The 14,589-nt window shown below is 41.6% G+C and carries 15 protein-coding genes and 1 pseudogene; 3 read left to right on the top strand and 13 right to left on the bottom strand.

What is annotated here, in order from left to right; genetic code table 11:
- Positions 1-121 precede the first annotated feature (121 nt).
- From F947_RS11320 to F947_RS11260, 13 genes are all read right to left on the bottom strand, one after another.
- Positions 122-793 carry a phosphoglycolate phosphatase gene (locus tag F947_RS11320; protein WP_004975764.1) on the bottom strand — a complete coding sequence of 224 codons (672 nt, stop codon included), beginning with the start codon at positions 791-793 and terminating at the stop codon, positions 122-124.
- A gap of 61 nt (positions 794-854) precedes the next feature.
- A complete protein-coding gene (locus F947_RS11315; protein WP_004975761.1) occupies positions 855-1,505 on the bottom strand; it encodes an FHA domain-containing protein in 651 nt (216 codons plus the stop codon).
- Between the two features lie 69 nt (positions 1,506-1,574).
- The gene (gene gspD / locus F947_RS11310; RefSeq protein WP_004975759.1) at positions 1,575-3,830 is read right to left on the bottom strand and encodes a type II secretion system secretin GspD; all 2,256 of its coding nucleotides are present in this window, start codon (positions 3,828-3,830) and stop codon (positions 1,575-1,577) included.
- Between the two features lie 60 nt (positions 3,831-3,890).
- On the bottom strand, positions 3,891-4,730 hold the full coding sequence (locus tag F947_RS11305) for a type II secretion system protein N (protein WP_004975757.1): 840 nt from the start codon (positions 4,728-4,730) through the stop codon (positions 3,891-3,893).
- Positions 4,730-5,470 carry a type II secretion system protein N gene (gspN, locus tag F947_RS11300; RefSeq protein ID WP_004975754.1) on the bottom strand — a complete coding sequence of 247 codons (741 nt, stop codon included), beginning with the start codon at positions 5,468-5,470 and terminating at the stop codon, positions 4,730-4,732. The genes F947_RS11305 and gspN overlap by 1 nt, the downstream gene beginning before the upstream one ends.
- A gap of 162 nt (positions 5,471-5,632) precedes the next feature.
- Positions 5,633-5,959: an H-NS histone family protein gene (locus F947_RS11295; protein WP_004975751.1), complete on the bottom strand. Its 327-nt coding sequence runs from the start codon at positions 5,957-5,959 to the stop codon at positions 5,633-5,635.
- Between the two features lie 145 nt (positions 5,960-6,104).
- Positions 6,105-6,536 carry an acyl-CoA thioesterase gene (locus tag F947_RS11290; protein ID WP_004975749.1) on the bottom strand — a complete coding sequence of 144 codons (432 nt, stop codon included), beginning with the start codon at positions 6,534-6,536 and terminating at the stop codon, positions 6,105-6,107.
- A 9-nt stretch (positions 6,537-6,545) separates the two neighbouring features.
- The gene (locus F947_RS11285; protein ID WP_004975748.1) at positions 6,546-7,739 is read right to left on the bottom strand and encodes a hypothetical protein; all 1,194 of its coding nucleotides are present in this window, start codon (positions 7,737-7,739) and stop codon (positions 6,546-6,548) included.
- Positions 7,740-8,576, bottom strand: a complete 837-nt coding sequence (locus tag F947_RS11280; protein ID WP_004975747.1) for a hypothetical protein — start codon at positions 8,574-8,576, stop codon at positions 7,740-7,742.
- Positions 8,573-9,352, bottom strand: coding sequence for a uroporphyrinogen-III synthase (locus F947_RS11275; RefSeq protein ID WP_004975746.1), 780 nt, complete (start codon positions 9,350-9,352; stop codon positions 8,573-8,575). The genes F947_RS11280 and F947_RS11275 overlap by 4 nt, the downstream gene beginning before the upstream one ends.
- Before the next feature lie 21 nt (positions 9,353-9,373).
- Entirely contained in the window at positions 9,374-10,294 is a 921-nt protein-coding gene (hemC, locus tag F947_RS11270; RefSeq protein ID WP_026438489.1) for a hydroxymethylbilane synthase, read from the bottom strand.
- 122 nt (positions 10,295-10,416) lie between these two features.
- Positions 10,417-11,157: a LytR/AlgR family response regulator transcription factor gene (locus F947_RS11265; protein WP_004975743.1), complete on the bottom strand. Its 741-nt coding sequence runs from the start codon at positions 11,155-11,157 to the stop codon at positions 10,417-10,419.
- Between the two features lie 70 nt (positions 11,158-11,227).
- Positions 11,228-12,382: a sensor histidine kinase gene (locus F947_RS11260; protein WP_004975742.1), complete on the bottom strand. Its 1,155-nt coding sequence runs from the start codon at positions 12,380-12,382 to the stop codon at positions 11,228-11,230.
- Here F947_RS11260 and argH point away from each other — a divergent pair.
- The 3 genes and pseudogenes from argH to F947_RS14520 form a co-directional block, all read left to right on the top strand.
- Positions 12,373-13,803 (top strand): argininosuccinate lyase, encoded by a 1,431-nt coding sequence (gene argH, locus F947_RS11255; protein WP_026438488.1) that lies wholly within the window; start codon positions 12,373-12,375, stop codon positions 13,801-13,803. The genes F947_RS11260 and argH overlap by 10 nt on opposite strands.
- Before the next feature lie 14 nt (positions 13,804-13,817).
- On the top strand, positions 13,818-14,090 hold the full coding sequence (locus tag F947_RS11250) for an oxidative damage protection protein (protein ID WP_004975738.1): 273 nt from the start codon (positions 13,818-13,820) through the stop codon (positions 14,088-14,090).
- A gap of 362 nt (positions 14,091-14,452) precedes the next feature.
- A pseudogene (locus tag F947_RS14520) lies at positions 14,453-14,589 on the top strand (IS982 family transposase); the annotation flags it as partial.

The following is a 14,589-nucleotide window of genomic DNA, read 5'->3' as shown; positions in this document are numbered from 1 at the left end:
AAGACGAAGTGAAGGACGGTTGTAGATTGACTAGCGTCGCCATCGAAATATGGGCATTACAGCCTGACTCATATTGATATCCTTTATAGCAATTAGCGTAAAATTATTTAATTTTTGAATCTTAAATATTTAACAATTCAGTTAAATTATCCACAATTTGTTGCGGCTGACAATTGGCAATCGGCTCACCATGATTATAGCCGTAGCTGACCACAATACAATCAATCCCCGCTCGACGCGCGGCTTCAACATCATTAGAAGAATCACCAATCATCAAGACTTGAGACTTCTCCACTTGATAATGTTCAACACAATGCAGCAATTGACGCGGGTGTGGTTTACGCTCCTCAAAGCGATCTCCACCAATCACATCAGCAAAATAGTGTTGCATCTCTAATGCTTCAACAATGGCACGAGCAGGTAGTTCAGGTTTATTGGTCACACAAACTAAGGTTTTTTGTTGTGCTTTTGCCCAGTCCAAAAATTCAATAATGCCCGGGAATGGTTGTGTGTCGATACACGGATCGGCATTATAAATTTCTAAGAAGGTGTTCAGTAGCTGTTGTTGCTGTTCAGGATGAACTTCGCCCATTAAGTGCGATAAGACACTATTGCAAAATACCGCAGTTCCCTTCCCCACCCAAGTTCGCACTTGTTCCAGTGTTACCAAAGGCAGTTGCAGTGCATTTAAACTCATGTTCATGGCGCGGTATAAATCTGTCGCAGAATCGACCAAAGTGCCATCTAAATCAAATAAAATGACTTGACGTGTATCAAGCTGAGCAATAGACATTCTTCCCCCTAAATGAACAAAGGCATGCGATCGCATGCCTTGATTGTAAAGCAAAGGCTGCTTATTTAAACAATAGCCAAGCCAAAACTGCCAAAATCACCAAGACAATCAGTGAAATCAAGCCAACAGAAGCATTTTTTTGCTGTTCTTTCTCTTGTTCCACACGAGAAACAGGCTGCTCGACAGACACAGGTGTTGGCTCTGCTGGAACTGCATGAATATCCACGCCTTCTGGAATAGGTGCTGGTTTTGGTACTGCCACGCCTTGCGGCATACCATCACGGTTTAATTGCACAGAACTGTCACGTTGATTCAATTCAGGCATTCCCTGCTCGTTCATTTGCTGTGCAGGTGTTTTTTCTGTTTGTGCTGTGACTTTTTCAGCAGTTTCGGCGACATCTGCCGCATGTTCCAATTCAACCGCAGGCGCAAATACTGAAAACTTTAAGCTGGCAAATTGGACGATATCACCTTCTTTAAGTAAGGTTTCATCGGCAATGCGTAAATCATTTACAAAAGTGCCGTTGGAAGAATTTAAATCTTGCACATACAGCGCTTGTTCTTTAAGTAAAAAAGCCGCATGTTTACGTGAAATTTCTGCCGATTGCAGCACCAAATCTGCACTTTGATGACGCCCCACCAACATATCACGGTCGATACTAATTTCTTGGCCAGTAAATTCACCGCTAATTGCTTGTATTTTCCAAGTCATAAATAACTTCTCTCGTGTGATTTGGCGACATCATAACATGCCCTCAACCACAATCTGCGCAGGATACGATTAAGGTGTAGCGCGAATTGTGGTCGTAGTGACTGTATTTTTAGTTTTGCTGACTTCCTGCTGCGGCAAAACTACGTTTTGGCGCTGTACCGCAGGCTCAATCGCAACAGGGGTGCTCACCACCGTTGCTGTGCGGTTTGCAGACACTGCTGATGGTAAGGTTTGATAAGTTCCTGTTTGCGGCGCAACTCGAGATACAGGCAAACGCTGCTGATAAACATCGCTAACATTCTCAGGCAGTTTAGCAAAGCTACCATCGGCATCCATTGCCAACTGAAGGCTATACAATTGGCTATAACGCTGCTGCGAAATACGGCGAATATCCTGACTATCTCCCACAATGGTTGGGTGAATAAAAATCAATAAATTACGTTTTTGATTAGATTGACCATCGGAACGGAATAAACGCCCCAACCCTGGAATAGCACCCAAACCTGGCACAGCCTGACGACTATAAACCGAGTTATCAGAAATTAAGCCACCTAAGACAATGGTTTGTCCGTGCTCGGCCAAAATAGAAGTTTTAATTGCGCGTTTGCTGGTGACTAAATCCTGCGCCTGACCTTTATTGGCTTTGACATCTGACACTTCTTGTTCAACTTCCAAGCGTAGTGTTCCGCCTTCACCAATATGTGGCACGACTTTTAAAGTAACCCCGACATCTTTACGTTCAATAGTGGTATACGGATTTGCCACACCACCATTGGTAGATAATGAACCTGTTACAAAAGGAACGTTTTCACCAACCACAATATAGGCTTCTTCATTGTCCATGGTCACAATAGATGGCGTAGACAATAAATTGGATTTGGTTTTTTCCTTCAAGGCCTGAATCATCGCACCATATAGCTTGCGTGAACCATCACGACCTTCACGATAATCACCCAACACCAATGACGTACCTGCACCAATCGCACTGCCTGCGCCTGCTGCACCACCAGTTAAATAGCCTGCAGCAACATTTTTTAAACTTGCACCAATATTGTCAAAATTAATTAGACCGATACCGCTGCTTAAATCGCCCAATGCCCACTGCACACCCAATTGGTCGGCATCAGTACCTTCCACTTCTATAATCGCAGCTTCAATCAACACTTGTTGACGACGGGTATCTAGTTGCTGAATGGCCGATTCAATTTCACGCATCAACTGCAGATCGGCTTTGACCACCAAAGCATTTTGCGAGCCATCGGCAATAATACTGACACCATTACCATTAAAACTGGTGATGTTGTTTTGATTGTTGCTATTCGAGCTGCCACCCAAATTAATACTTGGGGTGGAAATAGTCGATGAATTACCTGTGTTGTTATTGGTGCTGCTTAAATTACTAGCACTGTTGTTGTTACTGTTGCTATTTGCATTAGAGCTGCTGCTCACCGCCTGTCCTGAAACCAGACCTTGCAATATTTCTGCTAAATTCTGTGCACTGGCATATTTCAAGCGAAAAACCTTCAAACCACCCAAACGATCTGCCGCAGGCACATCCATCATTTCAATCATTTGACGAATGCGTTTACGTGTTGCGGTATCGCCTTTGATGATAATACGATTGGTACGGTTGTCCGCCACAATACGCACACGCGAACCTTTAACATCTTTCGCTGCCCCTGTCGAACTCATCGACTCAAGCAAGCCAATGACTTCTTCGGCTTGACTGGATTGCAGGCTAATCGCTTCAATGTCATTTTGCCCCGTACCATCTAGGTTACGAATAATGCTTTCTAACTGATAAATGTTACTGGCACGATCAGACACGATTAGAGCATTGGTGCCCCCGACCGCAGACAAATGCGCAAACTGCGGCATGAGCGGACGTAAAGCAGGAATCAGGTCATTGGCATTGGTATTTTCTAGCCAAATCACTCGCGTTACAATTTGGTCACCACGCGCATTTTGACGACCATCATAGGGAATGCCTGAGCTTTTTACATTGCTGTCAGGTACAAGGCGAATGGTATTGCCTGATGGTATTGCCACCACACCATTCACATTCAATACGCCTAAAAACAGGTCATAGACTTCATTTTTATTCAGGGCTTTGTTGGAAATCACCGTGACATTGCCACGCACACGCGGATCGACTGCAAAGTTCTTGCCCGTAATATCGGCCACTTCATTAATAAATGCAGTTAAGTCCGCATCACGTAAATTAATTTTCCAGGTTTGCGCATGACTTGCAGTACTCACCATTGCAACAAGCGGTGCAGCAGCCAGTAATGCCCAAAATGGACGCTCATAATTCAATAAAGCCATAATCTACTGTGTTTCCTAACCCTAAATATGTCTCTGCATGTAGTTACGATGCCGATCCATTTAAAAATTTTGTTGTATGGTCATCACTTGATCACCACGTTTTATTTCTAATTTCACTTGACCTTCACGACGTGCCTGTTCAAGCAATTGTGCATCGCTTTGTCCTTGCCCGACGTTTTGCCCATTTAAAGACAAAATACGGTCACCTGGCTGTAAACCCAGTTTATTTCTTAAAGCGGCTGGCGTACGTGTAGTCACTTCATAACCATTGCCCGTATTTGCTTCAACACCCATCTCTTTTAAGTATTGTTCGCGATCTTCCTGTATGCGCTGCACTGCCTGTCCAATGGCATTATTCGGTTGTGCGGACTGCGTAGGTGCAGTTACAGGAGCTTGATTACCACTTGGAATTAAAGGTGCGATAGGTTGATTTAAACCATTTTCAATACCTTTAAACAATACTTCACGCGTCGCGCCACTGCTATGACGTAAAATCACCCGATCCCAGTAGACTTCTGCCAATTGGTACTGACTCAAATCAATCACATCACCCACACGGTAACGCTCTGCCACCTCATTCACTTTAATGACCGCAGAAGAAAACTGACTCGGCTGCCCAACCACTACACCTTGCAAAGTCATATTTAATTGATCATCGGCAGTGTTGCTGCGCCCAAGTTCTTGAAACAATGCAAAGGAGGTAATATTCGGGATTTGTGGTTGCTGTGAACCCAACTCCACCCGATCAATTTGCATGACTTGGGGCGGCGCAACAACCCACCAAAATAAACTCGCCAGTTTCCAACACAGATACAAAATCAAAAAAGCTAAAAATACTGGCGCAGCACGATCAAACTGCTTCCAGTGCAAATTCCCTAATCGTTCAGAGAGTGTACGCATTAGAAACCTCCTTTTAATAGAGGTTGGCGAGTGCTGATCACATAGGTATCTAAGCCCGCTTTGCCTTCATAAGAGGCGATATTCATCAATAAGCGTTGCGTGAGTTGCACATCTAGCATCAAGCTTTGATCAAGCGCAATATTCAGCATTTTTTGTTCACGTTGATCGCGAATATCAAATAACAGTTTGCCATTTTCATCGGACAAGCTGCCTTTTAACGCGGGGATATTCATACGGTCTTGGCGCTGAGCAAAACGATACAGCAATTCACCACCCGCCCACTGCAGTTGTCCTTTGGCTTTTGTGAAGCCTTGCTGTTTTTTAAAATTCAAATGAATGTCTTTGAGTTGAATCGCATTACTTGGCCACTGCCAATCCACAATACTTTTTAAGGTTTCTGGCGCAACTTGCCCATCTAAAGATTGCACCAAGACGCTACCAAAACGATAGCCAACAATGCCTTCGAGTTTAGTATTGCCACTATGCACTTCAACATCGGCAGCGACACGCAATAAAACTAAATCTAAAGGACGTGTATTCCAACTTAAAGAACCACGTAACTGTCCCTTATGCCAATCGGCTTGCCCCTTCCAGATATTGCCACTCACATTATGTAAGGTCTGATTATTTTTATAAAATTTTGAAATTAACCACGCTGCTGGAATTTGTAATAACACAAAAAACAAAAATGAAATGAGGGCGAAAATCCACCACGTGATGTATTTGGGTTTCTTTATCATGCCACCACGACCAACCTTACTAATTTTTCTATGAATGACTTTTTATAACACTCACACATTATGCACACTTTTTCGGCGTCGCCAATTGATACAGATAAAAAAACCAAGCCGTATTGCTTGGTTTTTGAACTCTAAGTCAAATCAATGACAAATTGATGAAGCTTAGATTAGAAAATCTTCAAGTTTTGCGCCTTTTTCTAATTCAGCGACTAACCAGCGTGGTTTTTTACCACGACCAGTCCAAGTATCTGTAGAATTGATTTTGCTACGATAACGTGGCGCTACAGTTTTACGTGGGCTTTTCTTACGCTTGCTTTCGCCAACTTCCAAAATCTGCTCAATGCTTAAACCCAAATTGTCTGCAATCGCTAAAATTTGATTATAGGCATCTTCAATTGCTTGATCTTTTTTCGTGGCAATTAATGCTTCCGCTTCAGCTTGTAAACGCTTTAACTGTTCTACAGACAAATTGCTAATATCAGGCATCATACTTACTCCAAAAACTATGCTTTTTATATTCAGTTATTAAATTAAGCAGATTCATTCTATTTTTATCAAACCGAAGCGTCAATAAAAAATCTACTACTCTACATATAAATAACAGTCGGACATATTATGAACTGATTATTAAGATTTAATCAAGAATATGCGGTACGGTTTTTTCTATTTTATGAATACCCGCGCGTACATTTTCAGGGATTAAGGTTTTTTGCATATTGACGCGATCTACACATACAATCACCGCATCTGCCTCTGCCACCACCATTTGCTGTGCTTCACTGTGGATTAAATAATGCATACGCATGGCACTATTACGCAATTCTTCTACCCGAACGCCAATTTTTAAAATATCAGGATAAACCACAGGACGTATATATTTGCACTGATTTGAGGCAATCACCGTCAAAACATCTTGCTGTAAAATTTTTAAATGGTCTAAATAATATAAACGCGCACTTTCAATATAACGGTAATAGATCACATTATTGACATGCCCAAAAGCATCCATATCTCCCCATGCAACACGCTGCTCAAAAACAATTGGATAATCTGCTAGTGTTAACACAACTCACCCTTAAATTTTAATTTCGACAAAATTAGAATTATTTTCAAAGATTAAATTTAACTGTTTTAATAATTCAGGCTGATCTTTTAAATTAGATTTAACTCTTAAATAACTCATTAATACGTGTTCAGGATATAAATCCAGTAATTGCTCGGCTTCTGAATAACGCGCTGTTGCTGTAAAAATATGCCATTTGGCAAAACTAAATACAGGTAATGCAGGGTATTTCTGTTCCCACAGATTTATTTGCTTTTCAATTTTGGCATAATCAGGTTGTTGTTTTAACAACTGCTGTTGGAACCATAAATAAAACACTTCCTGATTAAACTGTTCACTCAACATCTGTACCGCAAGACGTTCATGTTGTGCGGCCAAATCAGGCAGACGCGATAATAACTTCAACCACAACACCTGAATGACATAAGACTGACTGAAAATCTGCTCACTTAAATCACTATAACGCTGCTGCAAAGCCTGTAAATTTTCTGCATCAGCCTGCTCAAATTGGGTTAATAACTCAGTCAGCCACTTTTGCTTGGTGTCTGCATCTAAATGCCCGTATTTGGTCGAACGTAAATAATGCCAAGGATATTGCGTGGCAAATTCGCCCCACAAGGCAATTAGACGCTTTTGATAAGCCGTTTTGACTTTAAATAACCACGGCGATAATTCGTGCTGATTCAAAAACTCTAAATGCGTCAAAGCTTGTTCAGGTTGTTGCTGCGCTAAATAAATTTCAATACGCTGTATTTCTGCCAACTCAAACGCCATGGCACTGCTTTGATTTAAGGCAGCCAACGCTTGCGGATATTGCTGTTGGATGGAGTGCATACGTGCTTCCATCACTCCTTTGAGCAAACCTGACTGGGCAAACACCTGTCGAATAAACTGGTGTTGATCTTCTGCAGCATCTAGCAACCAAATGACCGCGAATTGCTCATATGGATGCAGATTTTTAAAGTTAAATACTGTTTCAACCTTACGCTGTTCACGGCTAAAATAGCGCTTTAACAACAACCATAAAATTTGTAGCGAAACACTAATCGACAAGAAAAAGAACAACAACAACCAAATATTGGTTTGCAATTGCCATTCGCGCCAATACACATAAACATAGCCTGAACCATGCCCATAACTCAGTACGCTCAGCAAAGCGACCAGTACAATACTGACCACCACATAGGCGAGTAAAATCTGTTTCATTTATACCGCCCCCAATAAAGCACGTGTTTTTAAACTTGGCGTTGGAACGATATTTAAATTTTTAATTTTTTCTAATTGCTGAACCAATTGCTGTGCTTTCTGATCAGGCAATTGTTGTAATAACTGAATAATGTCATTCACTTCTTGTTGATATTGCACATATTGACCTTGTATAAAGATTTGTCGAGCCAGCAATAGACGCAATTGTGCTTCTTTTAAAATAATCTGGCGCTGCATCAACTGTGTCGCAGGTTGCTTGGCAGATTCAATACTCAGCCATTTTTGCCAAAAATAACGATCATCGACATCGGCAGGGTTCAGCTCAGGTTGTTGAGCTTGCTGTTTTAATTGTTGATCTAATTGCTGCAATAACTGACTTACTTGTTGATATTGCGCATCACGTGTTGTTATAAATTGTTGAATTTGTTTCTGATCTTGCTGAACAACTTGGTGCAAACTTTGTTTCAAAGCAGGAGCTAAAGCATATTCGTTTAACTCACGGTCTAAATGAGCTAGCTTTTCAGTCGCATAGTGAAACTGTTGTTGTTGTAAGGAAAATTCCACCAAGTCCAATTGCTGCGCCACCATATCTACTGGTTGAATCGCATCTTCTTGCTGCACAGCGCTGGATACTGCGGACTGTTCTGGCGCATCTTGGGTATAATTACGGCGCTGCAAAGCCACCAACTGATCATTTAAATTGGCATTGGTTTTTTCTGCAAGATGCAAACTTTGACTGAGTTGCTGTTGTTGCGCTGAAATTTGCATCACATCAAAACTTAATTTGACGATCCAGACCAAAGCGATCAACACCACTATCACAACCAGTTTTTTCATAGTTTTCCTTGCATGCGCATCATTTGCTGCAATATTAATTCTGTTTTTAAATGGGTCAACTTGAATACGTTATATTTTGTATGATGCTGCGTTTGATAATCGAGCAAAATTTTCTCTAAACGATCACCCAATACCCAATAATGACCTTTGTTCAGTAGATCGAAATCCCGCTGAATTAAGCTTAGCCAGTTTAACCAACTGGCTTCACTGCTGATCATCATGATAAATTCTGAAGATTGTATTAAACGTGCGCGTACTGCCTGCATTTTTTCAATAGAACTGGCAGGACACTCCCGCCGATACAATACAAAATTATGGATCTGCATCCCCTGATCAAGCAGTGTTTGCATCATAAATTGCCGTCCGCCCTCGCCACGCCAAAAGGCAATGTGTGTGCCGACTTTCAAATTTTGCAAACACGGCAAACTGAGCATCCCTTCGGAAGTTTCAACCTGCGGGACTTCGCTGTAAAGACCATATCCACGTAAAACTTCTGCTGTTTTCTCACCCACAGCCACCCAACGTATATGCTGCAAATCCTGCAATGATATTTGGCTTCGGGCTAAATATTGCATCCCAATATCGACAGCAGTCGGACTAACCACCACAATAATATGCGTGTGAGGCAACTGGGCATATAAATTAGCCAGTTGCTCCGACCACGGCTGTGCAGAAAGCTGCAACAAGGGCAAATCAATGACCTCAATATGCTGTTGTTGCAAAGCCTGAGTTAAGGCCTCTGCACGATCTTGAGGTCGGGTATTAATGAAGAGCATGGGCTTCTGGTGCAATATGAATTATTGATACAGGGCTTTGAGTAATTCGCCCGCACCCTGTGCCAATAAAGCTTTTGCCAATTCTTCACCTAGCATTTCAGCCTGTTCAGGTGCGCCAAATTGCACAGCTTTAAGAATGGTTTGCCCATCGACACTACCAACACGACCTTCAATCTGCAACTGACCATTCTGCAAAGTTGCGTAGCCTGCAATTGGCACCTGACAACCGCCTTCCAAGTAGGCATTAAAAGCACGTTCGGCACGTACACAGACATTGGTTTCGGCATGCATTAACGGCAAAATTAAATCCAACACCGCCTGATCTTGGCTACGACATTCCAGACCCAAAGCCCCTTGCCCAACGGCAGGTAAGCTCACATCAGGCTGAATGGTATGACGAATACGCTCTGCCAAGCCCAAACGCTTTAATCCTGCACTGGCTAAAATAATCGCGTCATACTGACCATCATCTAGCTTAGACAAGCGCGTACCCACATTGCCACGTAAATCAATAATCTCTAAATCTGGACGTGCTTTTAAAATTTGGCATTTACGGCGCAAGCTTGAGGTTCCAACTTTAGCGCCCTGTGGTAAATCTGCAAAACTGGCATAGTGATTCGACACAAAGGCATCGAGTGGGTCTTCACGCTCACAAATGACCGTCAAGCTCAGACCTTCAGGCAATGCCATGGGTACATCTTTCATAGAATGTACGGCTAAATCGGCACGCCCATCCATTAAAGCGGCTTCTAATTCTTTGACAAATAAGCCCTTCCCCCCAATTTTTGCCAATGGGGTATCTAAAATTTTATCGCCCTGTGTGACAAAGGTCACCAACTCAACAGTTAAATCGGCATGCATCGCCTCTAAACGGGCACGAATGTGTTCAGCCTGCCATAACGCAAGCGGGCTTTGTCGAGTTGCAATTTTCAGGGTTTTCATCATAGTGGCTAAGCAAGATAAATAAGTTCATCTAAACTTAACCTGATCCCCTAAAAATGCAAGTCTATTTCTTTGCCGATTTATCAATCTGTTGCGTATTCATCTGCGATGAGGCTGATCAATTAGAGTTTTTGGATGCGTTCTCGCAATAAAGGCAAATGTCGTCGACTAACAGCCAAACGCTCATCTAGCTCGCGGCAACGTACCTGATACTGTCCTGAATTGACCACTTCTAGCCCCTCCAAAAACTGAATCGAGACCAAGGCATTTCGGTGAATCCGAATAAACTGATCACCAAATTCGGTTTCTAAATCTTTCAGCGTTTCATCAATCAAGACACTGCCATTTTTATGACGCACCGTGACATATTTCTGATCGGCTAAAAAATAATAGATATTTTCTATAGGCACCAACTCTACACCACGATAAGTTTTCGCAGCAATTTGGTGACGTTTTATTTTTAATTCGTCCATATTTTCTTTTTGTTTTAAATGACTCATCTGCGCTTGCGTGAGTTTTGTTAAATGATCTAAAACCTGTTGCAATTCCTGTTGCATAATAGGTTTTAACAAATAGCCTTCCGCATTGGACTTAAATGCCTCGAGTGCATGTTCATCGTAGGCGGTACAAAACACAATGGCTGGCATTGGGTCAAGCTCACGCAAATGTTGAGCGCAACTTAAACCATCCATTCCCGGCATTTGAATATCTAATAATATGACATCCGGCTGATGTTCATCTGCCAGTTCAATCGCCTGTTGCCCATGAGCTGCCGTTGCCACCACATGATGCCCCAATTGAGTGACCAAACGTGATAATCGCTCTCTTGCCAGAGGCTCATCATCACAAATTAGGATGTCCATTTCCCCTCCTTTTCAGTTGAATACTTTATTTTTATCAAGTTAAGAAAAATCAGAACAATCACAAGTTTTTTTATTTATAGCGATATTGCAACACCGTCATGTACATACCATTCCCCGCATAACTTTGAAAAGCGACACTGCGCCCATAATAAGCCTGTAAACGCTGTTTCACGTTTTGTAGCGCGATACCGTGTCCTTGTCTTAAATTTATTTTATCGCTGACATACGGATTTGTAATGACAATATTGACTTGGTTTTGCAATATTTCGATCAATATACTTATCGTACTCTTTGCTAAAACTTTTTCAACTCCATGAAAAATACTATTTTCTAACAAGGGTTGTAAAGTTAATAAGGGAATTTGTACCTGACTGAGCAGTTGCGGTTGTTCAATTTTCCACTCTACGGTCAGGCGTTCACCTAAACGAATTTGTTCTATGTCTAAATATCGCTGGCAAAGTTCGATCTCATCTTGCAGGCTAACCAATTTTAATTCTTGCAAACTGGCACGAAATAAACGTGATAAATTGAGCAGCATTTGCTCGGCTTTATCGGGGTCTATGGCAATGAGACTAATCACATTATTTAAACTATTGAATAAAAAATGTGGATGAATACGCGCCTGCATGGCATGTACCCGCGCTTGCAATTCACTGTGCCGTTGCTGAATCGCCTGTTCACGCACATAAATATAACGAAAGCAAAACGCACCCAATAGCACGCCATAACTCAAATGCAGTCCGACACCTTGTAACAGATCATCTATGCCAAACTGCTGTAGATGAAAGTTTTGCCCAAAATGCAACAAGGTATTTAAACTGAGTGTCGTGACCAATACGATGGTTTGCAGCAAGATAAAACTCACCATAAACGATAGCGCCAAGCCCATGCGTAAAAAACGTGCCTGAAAAAATTCAACCAAAGCCGCAAAACACAATACCACCCAGTTGATATACAAAATATATTGCAGCACCCGAGTAAAACTTAAACCTTGCCAGCCCTGTGCTTCAGCCAGTGCCAAAACCATTGCCAAGGCATTACTGCCAATAAATAATTCAATTAGATATTGCCAACGTCCTATTTTCGTAAAAAAATACAGCTCATGTTGTTCTGCCTGCGTATCAGCATAAGTTTGATTGGCTTGTTCTTCGGCAAGTGAATCTGAATTTGTTATACTCTTGTCCAAATCACCGCTTTTTACTTTATTGAGCCGATATGACCACATCTTCTAATTCCTCAAATCCGTCACAAGCCCAAACTTCGGGTATGTGGGGCGGTCGTTTCTCTGAAGCGACTGATGCTTTTGTTGCTGAATTTACAGCATCTGTTCAATTTGACCAACGCTTTTATAAACAAGATATTGCTGGCTCAATTGCGCATGCAACGATGCTTGCCAAAGTAGGCGTACTTACGACTGAAGAGCGTGACGATATTATTCAAGGTTTAAATACCATTCAGGCTGAAATTGAAGCAGGTCAATTTGGATGGCGTATTGACCTTGAAGATGTCCACATGAACATCGAATCACGCCTTACTCAACGTATTGGCATTACAGGTAAAAAATTACATACAGGTCGTAGCCGTAACGACCAGGTGGCAACCGATATTCGTTTATATGTCCGTGACGAAATTGATGCTATTTTAGAATTATTAAAAAAATTACAACACGGCATTTTGAGCTTGGCAGCCAAAAACACCCACACCATTATGCCTGGTTTTACCCATTTGCAAACCGCACAGCCTGTGACTTTTGGTCATCACCTTATGGCATGGTTCGAAATGTTGGTACGTGACTCTGAGCGTTTAATTGACTGCCGCAAACGTGTTAATCGTATGCCTTTGGGTTCTGCTGCTTTGGCAGGTACCACTTACCCAATTGACCGTGCTTTTACCGCAGAATTGTTGGGCTTTGAAGCTGTATCTGAAAACTCGTTAGATGCTGTATCAGACCGTGATTTCGGGATTGAGTTTAACGCTGCTGCATCTTTAATTATGATGCACTTGTCGCGTATGTCTGAAGAACTGATTTTATGGACATCGGCACAGTTCAAATTTGTGAATATTCCAGACCGTTTCTGCACTGGCTCATCCATTATGCCGCAGAAGAAAAACCCAGACGTACCAGAATTGGTGCGCGGTAAAACAGGTCGTGTTTATGGCGATTTAATGAGTCTGTTGACCCTGATGAAAGGTCAACCGCTTGCCTACAACAAAGACAACCAAGAAGACAAAGAACCTTTGTTTGATGCCATTGATACCGTGCGCGGCTCGCTCATGGCATTTGCCGATATGATTCCTGCTTTAGTACCAAACATTGCAGAAATGCGTGAAGCTGCATTACGTGGTTTCTCTACGGCAACTGACCTTGCAGATTACTTAGTAAAAAATGGCGTGGCATTCCGCGATGCACATGAAATTGTAGGTAAAGCCGTAGCATTGGGCGTACAAGAAGGCAAAGACTTGTCTGAACTTAGCCTAGAACAATTACAGCAATTCTCAGATTTAATTCAAGCTGATGTATTTGAAAAAGCACTGACCCTTGAAGCCTCTGTAAATGCACGTGATCATATTGGCGGTACAGCGCCTGCACAAGTTGCAGCGGCAATTGAACGTGCTCAAACACGTCTTGCTCAACTTTATGCATAATCAGGAAGTGAGAGATGTCTAAACAAGTATTTTGTCGTAAATATCAAACCGACATGGAAGCGATGGATTTCGCTCCTTTTCCGGGTGCCAAAGGTCAAGAATTACTTGAAACGGTATCTAAACAGGCTTGGCAGGAATGGCTCAAACACCAAACTACGCTCATTAATGAAAAGCGTTTAAATGTGTTTGAACCTGAAGCGAAAAAGTTTTTGGAAGAACAACGTGAGAAGTTTCTCAACAATGATGCCAGTTTGGAAGTCGCAGAAGGCTTAAAACCTCAAAACTAATCCCAGTACCGTTTTTCATTTAGAAAATTCAAACCTTGTTTATTTTACAATTAAAAGAGTCTTTATGAAGGCTCTTTTTTTATGCCATTTGTGATTATGAGTTGCCGCAACAATGTTTTAAATAAATGAAAATAGATTCAAAAAATTAAGCTAATTTCCTATTTTTATTTTTCGACTGAAGTCATATAACTCATAGTCACAGTAAAGCACTCAAAAATATATTAATTATTGATTTTAAAGACAATAGTTTTAAAAATAATCACACTAGTAATAACCCGAATTACGGATAAGAAAAGCCCTTGAAAAAAAGGTAGTTAGAGCCATTTAGAAAGTTACGACACAACCCAAAGGCTCTAACTACCATGTACGATTTTACAGAAATTTTTTGTATTGTTGATGATTTTTTCAAAAAATTTGAACCCATCTATTGGCAATTTCTCAAGCAAGAAAACAAACGTCAACGTATCAGACAAGCAACGCTATCTTTATCAGAAATTGT

This window comes from Acinetobacter towneri DSM 14962 = CIP 107472 (genome assembly GCF_000368785.1).
Classification (GTDB): domain Bacteria; phylum Pseudomonadota; class Gammaproteobacteria; order Pseudomonadales; family Moraxellaceae; genus Acinetobacter; species Acinetobacter towneri.
This window is presented reverse-complemented; position numbering and strand designations above follow the sequence as displayed.

Coding starts and splice junctions, on each gene's coding strand:
- F947_RS11320 (WP_004975764.1), bottom strand. CDS start 793: ATGTCTATTGCTCAGCTTGATACACGTCAAGTCATTTTATTTGATTTA.
- F947_RS11315 (WP_004975761.1), bottom strand. CDS start 1,505: ATGACTTGGAAAATACAAGCAATTAGCGGTGAATTTACTGGCCAAGAA.
- gspD (WP_004975759.1), bottom strand. CDS start 3,830: ATGGCTTTATTGAATTATGAGCGTCCATTTTGGGCATTACTGGCTGCT.
- F947_RS11305 (WP_004975757.1), bottom strand. CDS start 4,730: ATGCGTACACTCTCTGAACGATTAGGGAATTTGCACTGGAAGCAGTTT.
- gspN (WP_004975754.1), bottom strand. CDS start 5,470: ATGATAAAGAAACCCAAATACATCACGTGGTGGATTTTCGCCCTCATT.
- F947_RS11295 (WP_004975751.1), bottom strand. CDS start 5,959: ATGATGCCTGATATTAGCAATTTGTCTGTAGAACAGTTAAAGCGTTTA.
- F947_RS11285 (WP_004975748.1), bottom strand. CDS start 7,739: ATGAAACAGATTTTACTCGCCTATGTGGTGGTCAGTATTGTACTGGTC.
- F947_RS11280 (WP_004975747.1), bottom strand. CDS start 8,576: ATGAAAAAACTGGTTGTGATAGTGGTGTTGATCGCTTTGGTCTGGATC.
- F947_RS11275 (WP_004975746.1), bottom strand. CDS start 9,352: ATGCTCTTCATTAATACCCGACCTCAAGATCGTGCAGAGGCCTTAACT.
- hemC (WP_026438489.1), bottom strand. CDS start 10,294: ATGAAAACCCTGAAAATTGCAACTCGACAAAGCCCGCTTGCGTTATGG.
- F947_RS11265 (WP_004975743.1), bottom strand. CDS start 11,157: ATGGACATCCTAATTTGTGATGATGAGCCTCTGGCAAGAGAGCGATTA.
- argH (WP_026438488.1), top strand. CDS start 12,373: ATGACCACATCTTCTAATTCCTCAAATCCGTCACAAGCCCAAACTTCG.
- F947_RS11260 (WP_004975742.1), bottom strand. CDS start 12,382: ATGTGGTCATATCGGCTCAATAAAGTAAAAAGCGGTGATTTGGACAAG.
- F947_RS11250 (WP_004975738.1), top strand. CDS start 13,818: ATGTCTAAACAAGTATTTTGTCGTAAATATCAAACCGACATGGAAGCG.